Below are 22,048 nucleotides of genomic sequence, written 5' to 3'. Positions count from 1 at the left end.
ACCAGCGAGGTCACGCAAGGCAGGAACACTGCCGTGCGCAACAGCCCGCGAAAGCGCAGGTTCGGCATGTTGAGGCAGCTGGCCATGACCAGCGCCAGCAACAGCATGATGGGCACCTGAATCACCAGAAAAATGCTGGTGTTCTGCAGTGCCTTCAGAAAGACAGGGTCACTGGCCAGACGCACGATGTTGCCGGTGCCTACGAACTCAACCACCGTTCCCTGCCCGGCATGCAGGGACATCCACAGCGATTTGGCGATCGGATAGGCCATGAAGACCCCGATCAGCCCAAGTGCGATGGAAACAAATAGCCAACCGTTGACGTCGTAAAAACGCCGGTAGCTGGTCGTAGGCTTGGGCGCCATGGTGCTCCTTGGGTGCAGTGTTGCCGTGGCTTACTTGATTTGCGAGGCGAGCTGGTTGTGGATGTTTTCCAGCGCCTTCTCGACCGGCAAGCCTTGGGCCAAACCAGGCAGTTGAGCGGCTACCGCAGCGTCACCTTCAGCGGTGTAGATGCCGTAGTTCACGCTAGGCACTTTGCCCATCCAGTCGCTGTATTTCTGCCAGACCTTGTCGCCACCGAAGAAGGGGTCAGCTTCAGAGTAAGCCTTGCCGTTACGCGAAGCCAACAAAGAGCCCACCGCACCGCGGGACTGCAGAATGGTTTGGTAGAAATCCACATCCTTGGCGTAGATCTGGTTCAGGAAGTCGGCAGCAGCGGCCTTTTCTTTGGCGCTGGAAAGCACGTACCAGCTGGAGCCGCCCAGGTTAGACGCGTTGGTGGCACCCGGCACATTCAGGCGGGGAGTCGCAGCTACAGCCCATTTGCCGGACTGGCTGGCTTCTGCCTTTACAGAGCCGGTGATCCACACGCCGGTAATGACGGACGCGACGTCACCCTTGTTCAGTGCGCCGACCCACTCGCCCCAGCCGGAGGTGGGCTTGTAGACGCCGGTCTTCATGAACTTGACCTGGGTTTCCAGGGCTGCCTTCAGGGCGGGGTTGTTCTTGATGTCGAGCTTGCCGTCTTTGTCAAAGTACCAGCGGCCTGCGGACTGCATCATGATGCGGATGGTGGCGATGTCTTGGGGGTCCATGGCAAACATCTTCTTGCCGGTCTTGGCTTCGACTTGCTTGCCGATTTCCAGGTAACGGTCCCAGGTGATGTTTTGCATGTCCTTGTCGGTGAAGCCAGCCTGCTTGATCAGGTCGCTGCGGTAGTACATGCCGGTGGTGCCGGTGTCAAAAGGCAGGCCGTAGACCTTGCCGCCCAAGCTCATCAGGTTGACCTTGTAGGGGGCGAATGCCTTGTGGTCCACCTTGCCGGACAGAGGCTCAAAAGCACCGGGGAAAGAGCGCAGGTATTTGGGAGCGTTGTAGTCTTCCACCAGCACGATGTCGGGCAGGTTCTTGGTCACGCCGGAGGCCAGGGTGGTCTGCAGCTTCTGCTCCACGTCGGCCTTGGCCATGTCCACGATCTTGAAGGTCACGCCGGGGTTCTTGGCGGTGTAACGCTTGGCCGCCTCTTGCATGATGGCGATGTTGAAGTTCGGGTCCCATGCCCAGATGGTGACTTCGCCGGCGTTGGCGGCGTGGCTGGCCATCAGGCCCGTGGTGCCCAGGGCCAGGCCCAGCATGGCGGCAGCGGTGCTGCGGATCGTGAAGCGTTTAGCGAAATTCATAGTCTGTCTTCCTGTTGATATGGGGTCGGGCACGTCGTGCGGGGTGAACCGTAGCACGCGCATCCGTTGTCTCCAGAGTCCGGGCCTACCTATTCATGGGGGGCGGGTCAGGCTCTGCCTTTGTGAATGAAACCAGAGTGTGTGGGGGGTTGAATCCTGGTACTGGCTGGCGTCCTTTCGTAAATTTAAGCGGTTAAATTTCTGACTGAAACACATGCCGACATTCAATCCGCCTACGGTCCGGAAGGCTTGCAGACCTGCCGGGGAGACATCCGCAAATTAAAAATTTAAGCGGTTAAATTCGACAATTTTTGGAGTATACCTACGGGTATCCGCAAAAATATCGACCCCTAGGGTAAGTCCTAGGGGTCAAAAAAAGTATCAATCGATGCCAATTCACACCAAGTTGCAGCACCTATGGCTACCCTGAGCGAAGTCGCCCGCCTGGCCGGGGTCACCACTGCCACCGTATCCAACGTGCTGCGCAACACCCAGAAGGTGAAGCCCGCCACGGTGCAAAAGGTGCAGGAGGCGATTGCCGCGACCGGCTACCGCCCCAACCTTATGGCCCGCGCGCTGGCCGAGGGCAAGTCGTCCATGGTGGCGCTGGTGCTGCCCGACATCAACAATCCCTTCTACCCCGAGTTTGTGCGGGTGGCCGAGCGGGTGGCGCGGCACCGCAACTACTTTTTGATGGTGTGCAACACCGACGAGCGGCCCGACATCGGCCGCGCCTACCTGCACCAGATTGCCGGCACCCTGGCCGATGGTGTGCTGGTGCTGCACACCGGTATCAGCGCCAGTGACATCAATGAACTCAAAACCCGGCGCTCCCCCATCGTGCTGGCATCCGAAGAGCATGTTGACCTGGCCGACAAGATTCCCCATGTGGTGGTGAACTTTCACCGCGCCGGCGAGATTGCCGGCCAGCACTTGCTGGACTTGGGCCACACCCGCATCGGCGCGATTGTGGGTTGCGGCCTGGAAGGCATGCAGCTCGGGCGGCTGAATGGCTTTAAAAGCGCACTCGCGGCAGCCGGCATCACGGTGGCCGAGGACATGGTGCGCAATGTGAGCGACACCGTAGCCGGCGGCCACGAAGCCACCGACTCGCTGCTGGCGCAGCACCCCGACATCACCGCACTGTTTTGCACCAACGACCTGATGGCCTATGGCGCCAGCCAAGCGCTGGCCGACCGGGGTGTGCGCATTCCGCAAGACATTTCGCTCATCGGCATTACCGATATTCAACTCGCCCGTGACATGCGCCCCGCGCTCACCACCGTGGCGCTGGGTATTGAGCAGGTGGCCACCATGTCGATCAACCTGCTGCTCGATTTGATTGAAAACCCGCAGCACGAACCGACCATCATGCACGTGCCTGACCCCGTGCTGATGGTGCGGGCCTCGACCGGGCCGGTGTGCTAAATACACTATCAAATCAATAGCTGCTCACGCAATATCTACGAGGGCTAGAGCGCTATTTGGCCGAAAACTAGCCCGAGGCCAGCCGTTCCCGCGCCGTTGAGAGCACGGCGGCCAGCAGCATCTCCACATCGGTCAGCCGGGTGCGGTGGTTCACCAGCGCCACGCGGATCGCCAGCACCCCGCGGATGCGGGTGGTGGACGGCACGGCCACGCCCGACTCCTGCACATCGGCCACGATGTCGGCGTTCAGCGCATCCAGGTCCACACCCTGCGCCAGCACGCGGAAGCACACCACATTGAGCGTGACGGGTGCCAAGCGCTCCAGCTGCGGCTGGGCGTCCACCAGGCGGGCCAGTTGCTGCGCCAGGCTGCAGTTGTGGGCCACCACCTGGCCCAGCTTGTCGGTGCCATAGGTCTTGAGCGTCATCCAAACCTTGAGCGCGCGAAAGCCGCGCGACAGGTCGGGTCCGAAGTCGGTAGGCCAAGGCTGGTTGCCCGCCAGCCCGCGCACGCTGCGCTGTAAGTAGGCAGGCTGGCTGGCAAAGGTGGCCGCGTGCAGGGCAGCATCGCGCACCACAACGCACCCCGCGTCGTAAGGCACCTGCGCCCATTTGTGAAAGTCAAACGCTACTGAGTCCGCCTCGCTCAAACCTTGCACCAGCGGGCGCTGCGCTGGCGAGAGCATGGCCAGCGCGCCGTAGGCTGCGTCCACATGAAACCATAGGCCCTGCGCCCGCGCGAGTGCGGCTAAGGCAGTGAGGTCGTCCACCGCACCGGTGTCCACAGTGCCTGCGCTGCCCACCACCAAAAAAGGTTGCAGCCCGGCGGCGCGGTCTTGCGCCAGAGCAGCTTGCAGGGCGCCCATGTCCATGCGGTGCTGCGCGTCCAGCCCGATCAGGCGCAGCGCATCACTGCCCAGGCCCGCCATGTCCATGGCGCGGGCCACACAGTTGTGGGTTTCGAGCGAGGTGTAGGCCACCAGCGGGCGGCCGTGCAGGCCGCTGCGCCGCACACCGGTGCCCAGCGCATGGGCGCGCGCCACCAGCACCGCAATCAAGTTGGCCATGGAGGCGCCGGTCACCAGCACCCCGCTGGCATCCATCGGGAAGCCCAGCATCTGCGCCGCCCACCGAATGACCTGGCGTTCCACCTCAATAGGGGCGTGGTCCCGCCCGCCCAGGTTGGGGTTGGTGGCCGCTGCCAACAGCTCCGCCAGCATGCCCACGGGGTTGCCCCCGCCCTGCACCCAGCCCATGAAGCGGGGGTGAATGTTGCCGCTGCCATAAGGCTGCACCAGGGCTTGAAACTCGCGGTACACCGCGTCCAGGTCGCCGGGCCCGGTAGGCAAGTCACCCCCGCGCAGAGCCTGCCGCGCCTCGGCCGGCATGGGCTGCCACACTGGCGCTTCACGCAGCCCGGTCAGCATGTCGACCATGTCGTCCACCATGCGGTGGCCCATTGCGCGCACGGCGTTCCAGTCGGTGGGGTCCAAGCTGTCGGGTGCCGCTTGGAAAGGCGTGGTCGCGGAGGCGCGCACCGGGTCAGGCCACAGCAGCGGTGAAGGCAATCTCCAGCAGGTAGTCCGGGCTGGCCATCTCGGCGCTCACGCACACCCGTGCAGGGGCGCAGCCCTCGGGCAGCCAAGCCTGCCACGCGGCATTGAAAGCTGCGCGGTCGCTCATGTGCTTGAGGTAGATGGTGGCTATCAGCAAGTGCGCCTTGCTGCTCCCCGCCAGCGCCAAGGTGCGCTCAGCCTGGGCAAACACCGCGAGAGACTGGCTGGTGATGTCGGTGCCGCTCTCGGGCACCTCTACAAAATACGCAGTGCCGTTGTGCACCACCGCGTCAGACCATTGGGCGGCGGGGTAGATACGGGTGATGGAGTGGGCAGTCATAGAGGGGCGATAGAGGTTGAAAACAGTGCGGCGGATACTACTAGAACCCACGCCCTGCCCAAGCCCGGTGGCAGAATGCTCCGCAGCCCGGGCCGAGCACTTTTCCGGGCCCATAAAAACCGGCAGGGAGCCGCAAGCGCATGAACAAACACACGCTTTCCGAGAGCGATATCAGCGACAAATTCGTCCGCCCCGCCATGGTGCGAGCCGGCTGGCACACGCTGGAGCAAATTTACGCCCAGTTCACTTTGCGCAAAGGCCGCATGGTGGTGCGGGGTAACAAGTCCCACCGCGACGAAAGCACCGTGCTCAAGGCCGACTTTGTTTTGTGCCTCAAGCCCCATATTCCGCTGGCGGTGGTCGAGGTCAAAAAGTCGCGCTTCTCCCTGCAAGCCGGCATGCAGCAGGCCCTGAACTACGCCGAGCTATTGGACGTGCCCTTTTGCTTCTCCAGCAATGGCGACGGCTTTGTGTTCCGCGACGCCACCTTGGCCACCGGCGTGCTGGAGCAAACCATCACGCTCGACCAGTTCCCAAGCCCTGCCGAACTCTGGGCCCGCTACTGCGCCTGGAAAGGTTGGCCCCCCGAGGTGCAACGCGTGGCCGCACATGACTACGCGCCCGACCTCACCGGCAAAAAAGTGCCGCGCTACTACCAGCTCAACGCCATCAACCGCACGGTAGAAGCCATTGCCAACGGGCAAAATCGCGTGCTGCTTGTCATGGCCACCGGCACCGGCAAAACCTACACCGCCTTCCAAATCATCCACCGGCTGTGGAAGTCCACCTGGCGCGCCGATAGGCCGGGTGGGCAAAAGCGCATTTTGTTTCTGGCCGACCGCAACATCCTCATCGACCAGACCATGGTCAACGACTTCCGCCCCTTCAAGGGCGCCATGGCCAAGCTCAGCCCCAACGCGAAAGGCGTGGAGCGCATCAACGCGCAGGGTAAGTTGGAAGTAGACGAGGTGGACCTGGCCATAGACAAAACCACCAAGCAGGTCAACAAAAGCTACGAAATCTACCTCTCGCTCTACCAGGCCGTCTCGGGCACCGAAGAAGAGCAAAACATCTACAAGCAGTTCAGCCCCGACTTCTTCGACCTCATCGTGGTGGACGAGTGCCACCGCGGCAGCGCCAACGAAGACTCTGCGTGGCGCGACATCCTCACCTACTTCGCCAGCGCCACCCACGTGGGCCTGACCGCCACGCCCAAAGAAACCAAAGAGGTCTCCAACAGCTTCTACTTCGGCGAGCCTGTGTACACCTACAGCTTGAAGCAAGGCATTGAAGACGGCTACTTGGCGCCTTACAAAGTCATCCGGGTGGACCTAGACAAAGACACCTTCGGCTGGCGCCCCACCGCCGGCATGACCGACAACAAAGGCCAGCTTATTGAAGACCGCGTCTACACCGGCCGCGACATGAACCGCAAACTGGTGCTGGAGCCGCGCGATGCGGTGGTGGCCGAGCGCATCACCGCGTACTTGAAGGCCACCGACCGCATGGCCAAAACCATCGTGTTTTGTGAAGACATCGACCACGCCGCCCGCATGCGCCAAGCGCTCAGCAATGCCAATGCCGACCTCTGCGCCACCCAGCCCAACTACGTGGTGCAAATCACCGGCGACAACCCCGAAGGCAAGCGTGAGCTCGACAACTTCATCGACCCCGAAAAACCTTACCCGGTCATCGCTACCACCTCCAAGCTCATGAGCACCGGGGTGGACGCGCAAACCTGCAAGCTCATCGTGCTGGACCAAAACATCAAGTCCATGACGCTGTTCAAGCAAATCATTGGCCGTGGCACCCGCCTTCGAGTTGAGCTGGGCAAAAGCTGGTTCACCATCCTCGACTTCAAGCGCGCCACCGAACTGTTTGCCGACAAAGACTTTGACGGCGAGCCGGTGCAGATTTACGAGCCCAAAGGCGAAGAGCCTATTGCTCCCCCCGACAACGTGCTCGACCCGCTGGGCTTAGACAACCCCCACACCGCCCACCCTGGGCTTGCTGAAGGCCAGTCGCCCGACATGCTCGGCCCGTTTGGCGGCGGTGGCGGCACCCCCGTTATCAAATACGTGCTGGGCAACCAAGTCACCGTGTCCGTGGCCCGCGAGCGGGTGCAATACCTCAACGCCGAAGGCAAGCTCATCACCGAAAGCCTGCGCGACTACACCCGCATCAACCTGCACAAGCAATACGCCTCACTCGACGCCTTCTTGCAAGCCTGGAGCGACGCCGACCGCAAAGTCGCGCTGTTGGACGAGCTTGAAAAGCACGGCGTGCTGGTCGAAGCCCTGGCCGAAGAAGTGGCCGCCACCGGCCTCACCGGGCTGGACCCGTTTGATTTGCTGCTGCACGTCGCCTGGAACATGCCCGCACTCACCCGCCGCGAGCGCGCCCGCCGCGTCAAAAAGCGCAACGTGTTTACCCACTACGGCCCCGTGGCCCGCAAGGTGCTGGAGGCGCTGCTCGACAAATACGCCGACGAAGGCATTGCCGCCGTAGAGAGCGAATCCGCCTTGAGCGTGCAACCCTTCACCAGCCTGGGGCGCTCCGGCGAGCTGGTCAAAAGCTTCGGCGGCCGCCCGCAGTACCTGGCGGCGCTGCAAGCGCTGGAGCGGGAGCTGTATGCGCCCGCAGAAGGCAAAGCGGCGTGATTATCTGGAAATATCTGGAAAAAGATAATTTATCTAAATTCAGATATTTCTGGATATTTCAGCTGAGAGCTATCCTTCGAAATACGCCTAAGTCCTTGATTTCATTCATGTCTACGCCTTGTTTTTGGCGAAATTTAGACAAGAAAGTTATCCAACCCTTTCAATTTGCTACACATTTAGTAGCTACCCGCGCAAGTTCTACAAGGGCTAGAGCCCTAAAACACTATAAAAACACCGCCACCCATGTCCAACCTCACCCCCACCATCAAATCCATCCAGGACGTCATGCGCCAGGACAGCGGCGTCGATGGCGATGCCCAGCGCATCAGCCAACTCACCTGGCTCTTGTTCCTCAAAGTGTTTGACGCGCTGGAAGAAGAGCTGGAGCTCACCCGCGACCATTACGACAGCCCCATCCCCGAGCCCCTGCGCTGGCGCAACTGGGCGGCAGACGCCGAGGGCATGACCGGCGACGCGCTGCTCAGCTTTGTCAACAACGACCTGTTTGGCGGCCTCAAGGCCCTGAGCGCCGACCCCGTGCGCAACCCGCGTGGCTACGTGGTGCGCGGCGTTTTTGAAGACGCCTTCAACTACATGAAAAGCGGCCACCTGCTGCGCCAGGTCATCAACAAACTGGCCGGGGTCGACTTCAACCGCCAAGCCGAGCGCCACCAGTTCAACGACCTGTACGAAAAAATCCTGCGCGACCTGCAAAGCGCCGGCAACGCGGGCGAGTTCTACACCCCCCGCGCCGTCACCCAGTTCATGGTGGACCAAACCAACCCCCGCCTGGGCGAAAAGCTGCTCGACCCCGCCACCGGCACCGGCGGCTTTCTGGTCTGCGCCATCGAGCACCTGCGCAAACAGGTACACACGCCCGACCAAGAAGCCACCCTGCAGGCCAGCATCTACGGCGTCGAGAAAAAGCAGCTCCCCCACATGCTGTGCGTGACCAACCTCATGCTCCACGGCATCGAGGTGCCCAGCAACATCCGCCACGACAACACCCTGGCCCGCCCGCTGCGCGACTACTCGGCCGTAGACCGCGTAGACGTAGTCCTCACCAACCCGCCCTTTGGCGGCGTGGAAGAGCCAGGCATCGAGCAGGGCTTTCCGGCTGACGTGCGCACCAAAGAAACGGCGGACTTGTTCCTGGTGCTCATCAAGCACATCCTCAAACCCGGCGGCCGCGCCGCGCTGGTGCTGCCCGACGGCACCCTGTTTGGCGAAGGCGTCAAAACCCGCATCAAAGAGCAACTGCTGCAAGAGTGCAAGCTGCACACCATCGTGCGCCTGCCCAACGGCGTGTTCGCGCCCTACACCGGCATCAAAACCAACCTGCTCTTCTTCACCAAAGGCCAGCCCACCACCGATGTTTGGTACTACGAGCACCCTTACCCGGCGGGCGTGAAAAACTACAACAAAACCAAGCCCATCCGCATCGAAGAGTTCGACGCCGAAAAAGCCTGGTGGGGCACCGAGGCCGATGGCTTTGCCAGCCGCGTGGAAAACGAACGCGCCTGGAAGGTGAGCATCGACCAGATCAAGGCCGCCAACTACAACCTCGACCAAAAGAATCCCCACGTGGGCGAGGTGACCGACCACAACCCCGAGCACCTGCTGGCCGACTACCAGCGCTTGCAGGGCGAGGCCCAGGCGCTGCGCGACCAGCTGAAAGAAATATTAGCCAAATCGCTCGCTAGCCCTCGTTGAATGTGCGCACACCGCTATCAAATTTGAAGTATTTCGGGATTTACCCCCTATCAAGCCCTTGCTTGACGCGTGCCGATAGTCAAGCTAAAGTAGTGCTCAGCACTACATAGAGAGTTTCCCCATGAAAACCATTTCCGCCGCCGATGCCAATCGGCACTTTTCCGGCCTGTTGCGTGATGTCGCCACCGGCGAAGTGGTCACCGTCTTGTCGCGCGGCAAACCCGTTGCCACCATAGGCCCTGCTGTGCGGGAGAACCATCAACGCCAGATAGCCCGGCAAACCTTGCTGAGCCGCCTGCGTCAGAACACGGCCTCAGGTAAGCGGGACTGGACGCGTGACGAACTGTACGAAGGCTAAGTAGGCCAGCCTATGCGCATCGCTCTGGACACCAATATCCTTGTTCACGCCGAAGGGCTGGGCGACGCGGCGCGCTGCGCGGCAGCCTTGCAATTGATGGAACAACTCCCGTTGGAGTCCGTCGTGTTGCCCGCACAAGCCTTGGGGGAGTTGACGCGCGTTTTGACCGGCAAAGCGCGGCGTCCGCCCGACACTGTGCGCGAGGCCGTGCTGGGTTGGGCCGACGGTTTTGAGGTGGTGGACTCGAATTGGTCTGCGTTTCAGGCAGCGCTTGATCTTGTGGTGGACCACCAGTTGCAGATGTGGGATGCATTGATTCTGGCCGTGGCCGCCGAAAGTCACTGCCGCCTGCTACTGAGCGAAGATTTTCAGAACGGCTTTACCTGGCGTGGCGTTACGGTGGTGGACCCGTTTGCCGCACAACGCTCGCCGCTGCTGAGCGGACTTTTAACCCACTGAGATTGAGTGGACCGTGAGGATTCGCTACACACGGTGTAGCGAATGTGCTTTCACACTCCGAATCACCATCTAGCCCTCGTAGAACCTACGCATGCTGCTATCAAATTTGAACCTATTGGCCACCGCGCCCGACGGCGTAGCCAAGCTGCGCGAACTGATTTTGACCCTGGCCGTGCAGGGCAAACTGCTGCCCCAAGACCCGAGCGATGAACCGGCGAGCGAGTTGCTCAAGAAGATTCGCGCCGAGAAAGACCGGCTGATTGCGGAGGGAAAGATCAAGCGCGACAAGCCGCTGGCGGAGATTGCGGAGGAGGAGAAGCCGTTTGAGTTGCCGAACGGGTGGGTGTGGGTGCGGTTGGGGGACATCACCAATTACGGTTCACCCCAAAAGGCCGGTGCTATAGCGCGGGAAACATGGGTGTTGGACATGGAGGATATTGAGAAATCTTCCGGGCGTCTTGTTCAGCGGCTTCGTTTCGCCGAACGCCCTGCGCTTAGCGATAAGAACGGTTTTTCCAAAGGCGATGTCTTGTACGGAAAGTTGCGGCCTTACTTGAACAAGGTCTTGGTTGCTGATGAAGACGGCGTTTGCACAACAGAGATAATTCCGTTTCGATGCCACGGTGACTTTGAGCCTCACTTCTTTCGGTTGGCGTTGAGCAGCCCCTATTTCCTCGACTATGTAAATGCCCGAAGCTACGGAATGAAGATGCCGCGGCTTGGCACGGAGGACGCTCGAAATGCTGCGTTTCCCCTCCCACCCCTCGCCGAACAATCCCGCATCGTCACCCGCGTCGAAGAACTCATGCGCCTGTGCGACGCGCTCTCGGACAAGGCCCGCCTCGAAGCCACGCAACACGCCCAACTCGTCGCCACCCTGCTCGGCACCCTCACCGCCGCCAGCGGGGCGGGCGCGCCCGACGCGTCAGCCCCCACGCCCGGCGAACCGGCCGACCCCCTGCACGCCCGGTGGCAGCGCATCGCCCCCCACTTCGACCTGCTGCTCGACCGCCCCGAGGCCGTGGACGCCCTGGAGCAAACCATCCTCCAACTCGCAGTGCGCGGCCACCTCGTCCCCCAAGACCCCCAGGACGAACCCGCCAGCGCACTCCTGAAGAAAGTCCGCGCCGAAAAAGACCGCCTGATTACCGAGGGCAAGATCAAACGCGACAAACCCCTGCCCCCGATTGCGGAGGATGAGAAGCCGTTTGATTTGCCGCAGGGGTGGGAGTGGGTAACGATGGAGAGCCTTGCTTCACAAATCACTGACGGGGCACATCACACTCCGACATATATTGCTGAAGGAGTGCCTTTCCTCTCAGTTAAAGATTTAAGTTCAGGCTTTATCAACTTCTCAGACACGAGATTCATTTCGGAACAGGCTCATCAAGATTTGGCAAAACGCTGCAACCCTGAAGTGGGTGATGTATTGCTTACAAAAATTGGTACGACCGGAATTGCAGTTGTTGTTGACACCCCCCGACCCTTCAGCTTATTCGTTAGCGTGGCGTTGATAAAGCTCCCATCAGTTTCGGTAGATAGAGATTTCCTGTCTCTCGTTATCAACTCTCCTTTTGTTCGCCAGCAATCGGAAGACGGTACAGAAGGTGTGGGCAACAAGAATTTAGTGCTTCGGAAGATCAAGGCATTTCAAATTCCAATCCCACCCCTCGCTGAACAATCCCGCATCGTCGCCCGCGTAGCCTCCCTGCGCGCCCTGTGCGCCGACCTGCGCCAGCGCCTCACCAACGCCCGCACCCAGCAGGCCCTGCTTGCGCAGGCGCTGGTGGAAAATGTCATTTAAAACACGGTGTGCAAAAACAAGGACGCAACTATGCTGACCAAAGCGCGTATTAAGAATTTCAAGGCCTGGCGGGATACTGGCGACATTCGGCTGGCACCACTAACCGTGATCTTTGGTGGCAACAGCGCCGGCAAGAGTAGCTTGGGTCATTTGTTACTTGCTTTGAAGCAAACCGCTTTGCTTTCAGACCGTAAGCGGGCGTTGCATGTCGGCGATCCCACATCGTTGATTGATTTGGGCACTTTCCAAGACTGCCTATATGGCCACGATACCAGCCGAAAAATGGAGTTTGCCTTGCAGTGGCGAACGAACTTGCCGCTAACAGTTGTCAATTCCTTAGATCCCAAAGAGAAGTACAAAGGCGCAGAAATTGGGTTGAACGTGACGTTCAAGATGGGTAAAGCCGATCAACCCGAGGTTGAGCGACTCGGCTATTCTTTGTTTGACGACGGCGCTGCATCATTGCAAATTGAACACACTCACCAGGATTCAAAAGTCGCCTTGAAGGCAAAACCTTTGAATCTCGTCAAGGTGACGGGGCGGGCTTGGCCCTTGGATCCACCCGAGAAGTTCTATCGGTTCTCCGACGCTACCTTGGCCCGTTTTCAGAACGCCGGTTTTTTATCTGACTTCTCGCTGGAAACCGAGCGTATGCTCAATTCCATTTATTACCTTGGCCCGCTTCGGAGTCATCCGAAGAGAATCTATTCGTGGTCTGGCGAGACGCCGCCAGACGTTGGAATGCAGGGCGAGTTCTCTGTCGCAGCCGTGTTGGCCGCTGAGTCAGAAACCAGGAAGTTGAGTCGTGGCAAAGGGCGCAAGCAGGATGCCTTCGCTAAGTTTTTGGCCGATTGGCTAAAAACGATGGGGGTGATTCACAGTTTCAAAGTTGAACCTGTGGCTGCTGGTCGTAAGGAGTATGAAGTCCTGCTAAAGACGCATGCAGATTCGCCAGAGGTCAAATTGACGGATGTGGGCTTTGGCGTGTCGCAGGTGATGCCAGCTTTGGTGGAGGCTTTTTATGCACCCAAGAATTCCACCGTTTGGATGGAGCAGCCAGAAATCCACCTGCACCCACAGGTGCAAGCGCACTTGGCGGATGCTTTTATTTGTGCGGTGCAAGCCTGGGAGGGTGGACAACCCCGTAACGTGCAGTTGATCGTTGAAAGCCACTCAGAGCACTTTCTCAACCGATTGCAACGGCGTGTTGCGGAGGGGCTCATTGCCCCTAAAGACATTGCCATCTATTTCGCAAAGCGTTCCGGCAAGACGGCGGAGCTAGAGCCACTGGAAATTGATCTCTACGGGAATATTCAAAATTGGCCAGACAACTTTTTTGGTGATGAGATGGCAGACGCGGTGGCTCGGACCACAGCGGCCATGAAAACCAAAATGGCTGAGCGCGCAGAGCGTGCTGTATGACGGTCGTTGTTGATACCAATGTGATCTTGGTGGCAAATGGTGCTCACGATGACGTGTCACCAGAATGTGTTCTTGAATGTGTACAGCGTTTGCAGCAGTTGATGCAAACCGGCTCAATTGCGATTGATGATGCGTACCGAATTTTGGGTGAGTACCAAAACAAGACGATCCCCCGAAAAGGTAAGGGTGTTGGTGATCTGTTCATCAAATGGGTGTTGACCAAGTTGGCCGATGGGCAGCGTGTCCATCTGGTCCCATTGACAGAGCTGGGGGTAGATTGCTTTGCAGAGTTTCCGGTACCCGCCCTTGAAGCTGTTTTTGATCGACCGGATAGAAAGTTTGCTGCAGTCGCTAACGCGCATCCTGCTAAGCCAGCGATTTGGCAAGCCGCTGATTGCAAATGGTTGGACTGGTGGCCAGAGCTGAAAGCTCAAGGCGTTGACGTGGAGTTTCTTTGTGGCGACGACATTTGCCAGTTTTACGCCAAGAAATTTCCCAAGAAGCCATTACCTGCTTTGCCGTGACTGACTTCTTCCGCTTTCCCCATACGCCCCATATTGCGTGGCTTGCATCCGGTGCGCCGCGAGATGACAAGGTTTTGTCGCCCGACGAAGCGGATGAGTTGTTGGCAGGCGACGTGGTGGTTGAGGAAAAGCTGGACGGTGCTAATTTAGGGTTTTCGGTGTCACCAGATGGCGTGCTGCGTGCACAGAATCGGGGGCAGTACCTGTCTCAGCCGCTTCATGGGCAGTTTGCCCGCTTGGCACCGTGGCTCTCGGCCCATGAAGACAGGCTGTTTGATGCCTTAGGTACACACCTGATCGCGTTTGGCGAGTGGTGTGCAGCGCGGCATTCGCTGGACTATGTGGCGCTCCCAGATTGGTGGTTAGTGTTTGATGTGTATGACCGCACGACAGGACGGTTCTGGAGCACTGCGCGTCGCAACGCGTGGGCTGCGCAGTTGGGGCTGGAGACCGTGCCTAGGTTACACACTGGGCATGTCGTTATGCCGCAGTTGCGGGATTGGGTGCACGCAAAACAAAGTCAGTTTCGCCATGGTTCGTTAGAGGGCTTAGTTATCCGCCGTGAAACTGGCGATTGGTTACAGCAACGCGCTAAGTTAGTTCGCGCCGACTTTACCCAAACGATTGATTGCCATTGGCGCAGTCGCGTATTGGAGTGGAATCTTGTTCAGTCTTTACCAATTTCAAGCTGAACACCCCATGAACACCACCATCATCGGCCTAGGAGAGGTCGGCCGGGCCTACGCCAAGGCGCTGCACGCGGCCGGCCACACGCTGCAGCTGTGCAACGCCCGTGCGGGTGTCGCTGCGCAGGCGTGTGCCGACGCGCTGTGCCTGCCCCTGCACCTCGTCCCCGGTGAATGGCTGCGCACCAGTGACGCGGTGCTGCTGTGCGTGACTGGCAGCGCTGCCCCGCAGGTGGTGGCGCACTGCACGCCGTGGATGGCGCCCGGCACCACGCTTTGCGACATGACTACCGCCAGCCCGGACGCCAAGCGCGCGGCGGCTGAGGTGCTGCGGCAGCAGGGCGTGCAATATTTGGACGTGGCCATCATGGGCGCGGTGGCGCTGGGCGGGCACACCACGCCGCTCTTGGTGGCGGGCGACGGTGCCGGGGCATTCAAGCATTGGATGGAGGCCGCCGGTGGCCGGGTGAGCGCCTTGCCCGCCGGCACCGCGGGCGACGCCATGGCCCTGAAGCTCCTGCGCAGCACTTTCACCAAAGGCCTGGAAGCCCTGAGCGTGGAGCTGCTGATGGCCGCCGAGCGCCAAGGCCTGCGCGAAGCGCTCTACACGCAGTTGCAAGACATTGACGACACGCCGCTGCGCACTTTTCTCGACATGCTGGTCCGTACCCATGTGCTGCATGCCAAGCGGCGCAGCGCTGAAGTGCAAGAGGTCACCACCGAACTGGCCCGCCAGGGCCTTGAGTCCGTGGTGCTGCCCGGCGTGGCGCAGCGGTTTGCAAAGACCGTAGCAGCGCTCGACGCCCACCCGCTGGACCCTGCCGACATAACGACCGAGCAGGCACTGCAGTGGTTGCTGCAGCAAGAGGGCTGACTGGCTTAGGTTTGCTTTTTAGGTGCGGGTTTGCGCCCCGGGGCCTTGCCCGCCTTCACCGGCTTGGCCGGCTGCGGTAGCGTGAGGCTCTCCAGCTGGAGCAAGGTGTCCAGGTGGCCCATGAAGTGGTGCAGGTAGGCGGGTGACAGGTCTTGCATCAGCGCTAGCGTGCGCAGTACCAGCCGGTGGGAGTTGAGGGGCCCGGCGTTGGCGGGGCCTTGGGTGAGCGCGCGCTCTACCTGGTCTTGCACTTTCATGCGGCCCCAGGCGCGGCGGAACTGCTGCACGCTTTTCATCTCGGGCACGGCCCCGGGCGCGCTGGGAGCGTTGCCGCCCGGTGCTGAATCTGTCTGCGGGTGGCGCAGGTCCCGGTTGAGTGCTTTCAGGTGGCCGAGGCCACTGCGCCGCAATGCGGGCTGCGCGGGTGCCGTGGCAGCCGGTGTGGGCGTAGTCGGCGTGGTGGCGTGGCGGCGCTCAAAGTCGGCCAAGCCACGGTGGAGCGCTGCCGTCAGGTGGGTTTGCACGGCGGGCGCTTGGGCGGGCAGCCGCAGGGCCAGTGTTTCCAGGTGGCAAAACCGCACCGGGTCGCGGGCTTGAGCGCCGCTGGTGCGCAGGGCCTCCAGGCTGGCGAGCACATGCGCCAGCGTTGGCGCTGCCGGCTGCGGGGCCTCAGTCATGGGCGGGCGCGCCTTTGGGGACCGGGGCCATTTCGACCCGGCGGTTGAGGGCACGGCCACTGTCGTTCTGGTTCGAGGCCACCGGCTGCTCTGCGCCAAAGGCGGCGGCAAACACGCGCGAGGCGGGCATGCCCTCTTCAATCAGCGCGCGGGTCACCGTGAGTGAGCGCTGTGCAGACAGCTCCAGGTTGTCGGCAAACCGGCGGTTGCTGCCCGAGACGGGTTGGTCGTCGGTAAAGCCGCTGACCATGAGCATTTCGTTGCGCTCCCCCAAGTACACCTGCAGCGGCGGTACCAGGCTTTTGAGGAGCTGCCGCCCGTCGGGGCGCAGCTGGTCGGAGCTGACGGCAAACAGCACACTGCCGCTGATGCCGATGCGCCCGTTGTTGAGCGTGACCCGCCCCGACTGCAGCGGTATGGCGAGTGCTTTCTCCAGCGCCATGCGGCGCTGCTCTTCTTGCTGGCGTTTTTTGACTTCGGCCTCCAGGTTGGCCACCAGGTCCATCTGCACCACCAGCACACCCACCAACACCAGCACGAACGCGCCCAGTAGGCCCGCCATCAGGTCGCCGAAAACGGCCCAGACGGGCGCAGTTTCCAGGCCGGCGTCGTCGGCCACGTCGTAGTCACCGGTCACGCGACGCTCCCGGCGGCGGTGCGCGCCTGGTTGCGCAGACTGCGCAGGTCTTCGACAACGGCTTTTTGCGCGCTCAGGCTCAGGTCAATGACTTCGCGGGCCTGGTTCACGTAGTAGGCGAGTTGCTCATCGCTGCGCTCGACCGATTGGCTCACGGCGGCCTCAATGCCCTGCAGGCTGCGCGCCAGTGCATCGTTGCTACTCACGAACAGGTCTACCGCTTGCTGGAAGCTGCTGCCCAAGCTGGCGAGCTCAATAGCGCTGCCTTGCACATGGGCCGCCAGTTGCTCGGCCTTGTCGCCCTGCAGTGCCAGGGTCTGGGCAAATTGCTGTTGCACCTGGGCCAGAGTGCCGCCGGCGGTGGCGACCAGGGTGTCGATGGCAGCGCGCTGGCCTTGGGTGGTGGCTTCTGCGGATTGCAGCAGCCCGCCCAGCCGCTCCATGAGCTGATGGCGCTCTTGCAGGGCGTGGGTGTCGCGCTCGTCGAGACGCGTCATCTCGGTGCGCAAGCGGGTGGTGAGTTCTGTGAGGCGCTGGCTGGCAGCCTCACCACGGGCGGTTTCTTCGGTGCGCAGGGCGGCCAGCTCGCTGCGCCACACGCCGGCCAGTTCGTCCATGCGGTGTTGTTGTTGCGCGGCCCACGCGGCCTCGCTCTGCTGGTGGGCGGCAAACAAGGCCTCGGACCGTGCCAGCACCTGGGTAACGCCACCCAGCGCGGCGGCAGCCTGCTCGCTGGTGCGGGTGGTGATGGTGGCTGCGCTGGCTTCGAGCGCGGCGCAAACGGCTTGCTGTTGCGCCACTGCCTGTGCGCCGGTGCGCTGCCACTCGGTTTGCAGGGTCTGGGTGCTGTGGGTGAGCGCTTGCGCCCAATCCGCAGTCAGGGCCTGGGTGCCGGTGCGGAAGCCGGCCAACATGTCTTGCAACTGGGTGTGCAGGGTGTCGCTGGTGCGTTGGTGCTGGGCGCGGGCTTCGGTCGTCAGGTGCTGCATGGCCGTTTCTACGACCGGCACAATGGCTTCGCCGGCATGGCGGGCACTGGCGACCAGGCTGTCTTGCAGCGACTGGCCCACCGCTGAAGCCAGGCCGGTGTAGGCGCGTTGGACTTCGTCGTGAAAGGCTTCTTGACGGCTCTCCAACCGGGCGCTGAGCGCGTCATGGCGCTGCTCAATCTGGGTCATCAGGCGCTCCAGCTGGGCCGCCACGGCGGGGAGAGCTTGCGACTGTTGCTGCAAGGCCCGCAGGCTGGATTCGCGCTGGTGCGCCAGTGAGAAAGGGCGCAAGACCCCGGCAATATGCTGGTCCAGCAAGCGGCTGGTGTGCAGGCGCTCGCGCCGGCTGAGTGCCGACACCAAGCCCAGCAAGGCCGAGCTGGCCACCCCGGCGACCGAAGTGCCGAAGGAGAGGCCCAAGCCCTTGATGGGCGCGGCCAGTGCCGAGCGGATGGCCTGTAGGTCGGCAGACCCTTCGAGCGCAAACACCGCGCCTTTGAAGGTCAGCACCATACCCAGAAAGGTGCCCAACATGCCCAGCATGACCAGCAGGCCGACCAGATACGGCGTGAGTGCAGGCCCGGGCAGTGCCACGCGCTCGCCCTCGATGCGCAGGCGCACACTGTGTTGCAGGTGGGCCGGCACACCCAGCAACCAGGGGGCCAGCGTGTCCACGGCAGGGGGCAAGCCGGTGAGTGCCTGTTGCAGGCCGCGCGTGTCTTGGCGGTACTGGTGAAGCTCGCGCAGGCCGGCGGCATACACACCGGCGATCACCAGCGTCATGACGAGTGCAAGCAGGCTGGTGGCTACAAATCCTGCAGCAATCCAGGCCAGCACCAAGGCACCCAGGAGCGAGGCCACGGGAATGTAAAACCGGTTCAATTCTTTGTTCATATCGTCTTAAGCGCCTGTGCGCCAGGCTTCTACCAAGCCGGCGACAGGTTCCAATCTAAAGTGCAGTTCCGCCACCAGGGCGTCTTGAAAATCCTGCTCAAAATCTGCCATCGGCAGGCTCTCGTCCTGGCGGTAGCGGTGAAAGCGTCGCTCCAACAAAGCCGCCAGCGTGGCCAGCAGTGCCTGGGCGTGTGGAGCGAGCATGGTCTCAAGCGTGGCATCCAATTGCGCCAGCTGGCTGAGCCGGGGGCTGGTGCGTGACAGTACGTCGCGGCAGTGTTCGCGCAGGGGGTCGATGCGCAGCTCTAGGCGGCGCTGAATGTCAATGTAGCGCTGGCGGTAGCTGCCGTAATCCTCATCAGCGGCAGGCTCGACCACGGCGTTCGGCAAGGGCATGGAGCGCGGCCCGGGTCGTTGGGGGGCAGGCAGCTGGCGGATGCTGCGGGTCAGGTCTTCTCGCAATTGCCGCAGCAGCTCGGCCAAGTCGACAGCCTGCTTTTTGCCCGCCGCAGCGGGCTCGCCCATGCTGGCGCTGCGGATTCCGGGCAGCGCAGTGCTCAGGGCAATCGCATCCAGCGGGCCCAGCCATGCACTCCAGTGTTCTGCCCAATCTTGTCGCGGCGCGCGGGTGTCGACCGCGGCCCAAGCTTCCATCAGCCCGACGAGCCCGGAAGGGCTGGTTCGGCCCTGCATCAAACGTCGATATTGCCTGCGCGCAGCGCGTTGGTTTCAATGAAATCGCGGCGTGGCTCGACTTCGTCGCCCATCAGCATGGTGAACACGCGGTCGGCTTCAATGGCATCGTCGATTTGTACGCGCAGCAGGCGGCGCACGGTCGGGTCCATGGTGGTTTCCCACAGCTGGGCCGGGTTCATTTCACCCAAGCCTTTGTAGCGCTGGCGGCTGGTGGTGCGCTCGGCTTCGGTGATGAGCCACGCCATGGCTTCACGGAAGTCGGACACTTTTTCTTCCTTGGCGCGCTCGCCTTCGCCGCGCATCACGCGGGCGCCTTCGCTCAGCAGGCCGCGGAAGGTGTTGGCGGCTTCGGCCAAGGCGGCGTAGTCGGCACCGTGCACAAAGTCTTGCGTGAGTACGCTGCTCTTGACGTTGCCATGGTGGCGGCGGCTGATGCGCAAGATGGGCTTGTCGGTGCGGGCGTCGAACTCGCCCGCCACTTCGGCGTCGGGCAGGCGGGCCTGCAGCGCTGCGGCGGACACTTCGGCGTCGGCCACGGTGTCCAGGTTCAGCACCACGCCATCCGCCACGGAGCGCAAGGCTTCGGCATCCATGAAGTTTTTCAGGCGGGCAATCACGCTTTGGGCGACTTGGTGTTTGCGTGCCAACTCGGCCAGTGTGTCGCCGCTGATGGTGGTGCCATTGGGGCCACCGGTGAATACCGACGCGTTGAGCAGCGCAACACGTAGCAAGAAGCCATCCAGCTCTGCCGGGCCTTGCAGGTACAGCTCTTCTTTGCCGGCCTTCACTTTGTAGAGCGGTGGCTGGGCAATGTAGATGTGGCCGCGCTCGACCAGCTCGGGCATCTGGCGGTAGAAGAAGGTCAGCAGCAGGGTGCGGATGTGGGCGCCGTCCACGTCCGCATCGGTCATGATGATGATGCGGTGGTAGCGCAGCTTGGCGACGTTGAAGTCGTCATTGCCGGTGGTGCCGCCGGCCTTGCCGATGCCGGTGCCCAAGGCGGTGATCAGCGTCAGGATTTCGTTGCTGGTGAGTAGCTTTTCGTAGCGGGCTTTTTCCACGTTCAGGATCTTGCCGCGCAGGGGCAGGATCGCCTGGAACTTGCGGTCGCGGCCCTGCTTGGCAGAGCCACCGGCGGAGTCACCCTCGACGATGTAGATTTCGCAGCCGGCGGGGTCTTTTTCCTGGCAGTCGGCCAGCTTGCCGGGCAGGCCCATGCCGTCGAGCACGCCCTTGCGGCGTGTCATGTCGCGGGCTTTGCGGGCGGCCTCGCGGGCACGGGCGGCTTCAATGATTTTGCCGACGATGATCTTGGCATCGTTCGGGCGCTCTTCCAGGTAGTCGGCCAGCAGCTTGCCCACGATGTCTTCCACCGGGCCGCGCACTTCGCTCGACACCAGCTTGTCTTTGGTCTGGCTGGAGAACTTGGGTTCGGGCACCTTGACCGACAGCACGCAGCACAGGCCTTCGCGCATGTCGTCACCGGTGACGTCGACCTTGGCCTTCTTGGCCATTTCGTTTTGCTCGATGTACTTGCTGATGACGCGGGTCATGGCCGCGCGCAGGCCGGTCAGGTGGGTGCCGCCGTCACGCTGGGGGATGTTGTTGGTGAAGCACAGCACTTGCTCGTTGAAGCCGCTGTTCCACTGCATGGCCACTTCTACGCCGATATTGGTTTGCTGGTCGCTCTGGCGGTCGCCCATGGCGTGGAACACGTTGGGGTGCAACACGGTCTTGCCCTTGTTGACGTAGTTCACAAAGCCCTGCACGCCACCGGCGCCGGCAAAGTCGTCTTCCTTGCCGCTGCGCTCGTCTTTGAGGCGGATGCGTACGCCGTTGTTCAGGAAGCTGAGTTCGCGTAGGCGCTTGCTCAAAATTTCGTAGTGGAAATCGTTGTTCTCTTTGAAGATTTCGGTGTCGGGGAGGAAGTGCACCTCGGTGCCGCGCTTCTCCGTGTCGCCGATGATGCGCATGGGCGATACGTCCACGCCGTTTTGCGACTCCACAATGCGGCCCTGCACAAAGCCCTTGCTGAATTCGAGCGTGTGGACCTTGCCGTCGCGGCGGATGGTCAAGCGCAGCATTTTGGACAACGCGTTCACGCAAGACACGCCCACGCCGTGCAGACCGCCGGACACCTTGTAGCTGTTCTGGTTGAACTTGCCACCGGCATGCAACTCGGTCAGCGCGATTTCAGCGGCCGAGCGCTTGGGTTCGTGCTTGTCATCGAGCTTGATGCCAGTGGGTATGCCACGGCCGTTGTCGACCACGCTGATGGAGTTGTCGGAGTGGATGGTGACCAGAATGTCGTCGCAATGACCTGCCAGAGACTCGTCGATGGAGTTATCCACCACTTCAAACACCAGATGGTGCAAGCCGGTGCCATCGGACGTGTCGCCGATGTACATGCCGGGGCGCTTGCGCACGGCTTCCAGGCCTTCAAGAATCTGGATCGAGCCTTCGCCATAGGCCTCGGTCGCACCGGCTTGGTTGGTGTCGATGGTGGGCTGGAAGTTGGAACTGTCGGCTCCGCCCTCGCCCGTGTGCACAGCGCCATCGGCGTTTTCAGGGGTGGAAACCGACTTGTTTTCTTCAGTCATGGCTAACTTCTCTTCGAAAAATCTCAAACTCTTGAATGACCAAACCCCCG

Annotated in this window: 18 protein-coding genes and 1 pseudogene; 10 read left to right on the top strand and 9 right to left on the bottom strand. The window is 61.5% G+C overall.

Translation table 11 applies throughout. The features are described from left to right. Nucleotides 1-365: pseudogene (locus tag QZW03_RS16690) on the bottom strand (hypothetical protein); the annotation flags it as partial. 30 nt (nucleotides 366-395) lie between these two features. Continuing rightward, a complete protein-coding gene (locus tag QZW03_RS16685; protein WP_296511187.1) occupies nucleotides 396-1,682 on the bottom strand; it encodes an extracellular solute-binding protein in 1,287 nt (428 codons plus the stop codon). Nucleotides 1,683-2,099: 417 nt separating this feature from the next. Here QZW03_RS16685 and QZW03_RS16680 point away from each other — a divergent pair, with 417 nt between their 5' ends. Then, on the top strand, nucleotides 2,100-3,110 hold the full coding sequence (locus tag QZW03_RS16680; protein ID WP_296511186.1) for a LacI family DNA-binding transcriptional regulator: 1,011 nt from the start codon (nucleotides 2,100-2,102) through the stop codon (nucleotides 3,108-3,110). Nucleotides 3,111-3,177: 67 nt separating this feature from the next. On the opposite strand, the gene QZW03_RS16675 is transcribed toward QZW03_RS16680, so the two are convergent. Together QZW03_RS16675 and QZW03_RS16670 are read right to left on the bottom strand one after the other, a co-directional pair. Then, nucleotides 3,178-4,677, bottom strand: coding sequence for a pyridoxal-dependent decarboxylase (locus QZW03_RS16675; protein ID WP_296511184.1), 1,500 nt, complete (start codon nucleotides 4,675-4,677; stop codon nucleotides 3,178-3,180). Continuing rightward, a complete protein-coding gene (locus QZW03_RS16670; protein ID WP_296511183.1) occupies nucleotides 4,652-5,005 on the bottom strand; it encodes a RidA family protein in 354 nt (117 codons plus the stop codon). The genes QZW03_RS16675 and QZW03_RS16670 overlap by 26 nt, the downstream gene beginning before the upstream one ends. A 140-nt stretch (nucleotides 5,006-5,145) precedes the next feature. Here QZW03_RS16670 and hsdR point away from each other — a divergent pair, with 140 nt between their 5' ends. The 9 genes from hsdR to QZW03_RS16625 all read left to right on the top strand — a co-directional run bounded on the left by hsdR (nucleotide 5,146) and on the right by QZW03_RS16625 (nucleotide 15,505). Then, nucleotides 5,146-7,665 (top strand): EcoAI/FtnUII family type I restriction enzme subunit R, encoded by a 2,520-nt coding sequence (gene hsdR, locus QZW03_RS16665; RefSeq protein WP_296511182.1) that lies wholly within the window; start codon nucleotides 5,146-5,148, stop codon nucleotides 7,663-7,665. 243 nt (nucleotides 7,666-7,908) lie between these two features. Then, complete coding sequence (locus QZW03_RS16660) at nucleotides 7,909-9,378, top strand: class I SAM-dependent DNA methyltransferase (protein WP_296511181.1); 1,470 nt, start codon at nucleotides 7,909-7,911, stop codon at nucleotides 9,376-9,378. 121 nt (nucleotides 9,379-9,499) lie between these two features. Next, nucleotides 9,500-9,736, top strand: coding sequence for a type II toxin-antitoxin system prevent-host-death family antitoxin (locus QZW03_RS16655; protein WP_296511180.1), 237 nt, complete (start codon nucleotides 9,500-9,502; stop codon nucleotides 9,734-9,736). A gap of 12 nt (nucleotides 9,737-9,748) precedes the next feature. Then, nucleotides 9,749-10,195, top strand: a complete 447-nt coding sequence (locus tag QZW03_RS16650) for a PIN domain-containing protein (protein ID WP_296511179.1) — start codon at nucleotides 9,749-9,751, stop codon at nucleotides 10,193-10,195. 91 nt (nucleotides 10,196-10,286) lie between these two features. Next, nucleotides 10,287-11,999, top strand: a complete 1,713-nt coding sequence (locus tag QZW03_RS16645) for a restriction endonuclease subunit S (RefSeq protein ID WP_296511178.1) — start codon at nucleotides 10,287-10,289, stop codon at nucleotides 11,997-11,999. Nucleotides 12,000-12,029: 30 nt separating this feature from the next. Further along, on the top strand, nucleotides 12,030-13,421 hold the full coding sequence (locus QZW03_RS16640) for a DUF3696 domain-containing protein (RefSeq protein WP_296511177.1): 1,392 nt from the start codon (nucleotides 12,030-12,032) through the stop codon (nucleotides 13,419-13,421). Next, nucleotides 13,418-13,945 (top strand): hypothetical protein, encoded by a 528-nt coding sequence (locus QZW03_RS16635; RefSeq protein WP_296511176.1) that lies wholly within the window; start codon nucleotides 13,418-13,420, stop codon nucleotides 13,943-13,945. The genes QZW03_RS16640 and QZW03_RS16635 overlap by 4 nt, the downstream gene beginning before the upstream one ends. Further along, nucleotides 13,891-14,637: an RNA ligase family protein gene (locus QZW03_RS16630; protein ID WP_296511175.1), complete on the top strand. Its 747-nt coding sequence runs from the start codon at nucleotides 13,891-13,893 to the stop codon at nucleotides 14,635-14,637. Before QZW03_RS16635 ends, QZW03_RS16630 begins: the two co-directional genes overlap by 55 nt. Nucleotides 14,638-14,644: 7 nt before the next feature. Beyond that, complete coding sequence (locus QZW03_RS16625) at nucleotides 14,645-15,505, top strand: NAD(P)-dependent oxidoreductase (RefSeq protein ID WP_296511174.1); 861 nt, start codon at nucleotides 14,645-14,647, stop codon at nucleotides 15,503-15,505. 5 nt (nucleotides 15,506-15,510) lie between these two features. On the opposite strand, the gene QZW03_RS16620 is transcribed toward QZW03_RS16625, so the two are convergent. From QZW03_RS16620 to gyrB, 5 genes are read right to left on the bottom strand one after another with little or no spacing between them, the layout of a single operon-like run. Beyond that, nucleotides 15,511-16,182: a DUF2894 domain-containing protein gene (locus tag QZW03_RS16620; protein ID WP_296511173.1), complete on the bottom strand. Its 672-nt coding sequence runs from the start codon at nucleotides 16,180-16,182 to the stop codon at nucleotides 15,511-15,513. Then, the gene (locus tag QZW03_RS16615; RefSeq protein ID WP_296511172.1) at nucleotides 16,175-16,819 is read right to left on the bottom strand and encodes an OmpA family protein; all 645 of its coding nucleotides are present in this window, start codon (nucleotides 16,817-16,819) and stop codon (nucleotides 16,175-16,177) included. Before QZW03_RS16615 ends, QZW03_RS16620 begins: the two co-directional genes overlap by 8 nt. Then, nucleotides 16,816-18,702: a hypothetical protein gene (locus tag QZW03_RS16610; RefSeq protein ID WP_296511171.1), complete on the bottom strand. Its 1,887-nt coding sequence runs from the start codon at nucleotides 18,700-18,702 to the stop codon at nucleotides 16,816-16,818. The genes QZW03_RS16615 and QZW03_RS16610 overlap by 4 nt, the downstream gene beginning before the upstream one ends. Nucleotides 18,703-18,708: 6 nt before the next feature. Beyond that, nucleotides 18,709-19,395: a DUF3348 family protein gene (locus tag QZW03_RS16605; protein ID WP_296511170.1), complete on the bottom strand. Its 687-nt coding sequence runs from the start codon at nucleotides 19,393-19,395 to the stop codon at nucleotides 18,709-18,711. Beyond that, nucleotides 19,395-21,998 carry a DNA topoisomerase (ATP-hydrolyzing) subunit B gene (gene gyrB, locus QZW03_RS16600; RefSeq protein WP_296511169.1) on the bottom strand — a complete coding sequence of 868 codons (2,604 nt, stop codon included), beginning with the start codon at nucleotides 21,996-21,998 and terminating at the stop codon, nucleotides 19,395-19,397. The genes QZW03_RS16605 and gyrB overlap by 1 nt, the downstream gene beginning before the upstream one ends. Nucleotides 21,999-22,048 lie beyond the last annotated feature (50 nt).

It is taken from the genome of Rhodoferax sp. (assembly GCF_013297935.1).
Lineage (GTDB): Bacteria > Pseudomonadota > Gammaproteobacteria > Burkholderiales > Burkholderiaceae_C > Allorhodoferax.
Note: the sequence above shows the minus strand (reverse complement) of the source record. Positions and strands in the feature narration are given on the sequence as shown.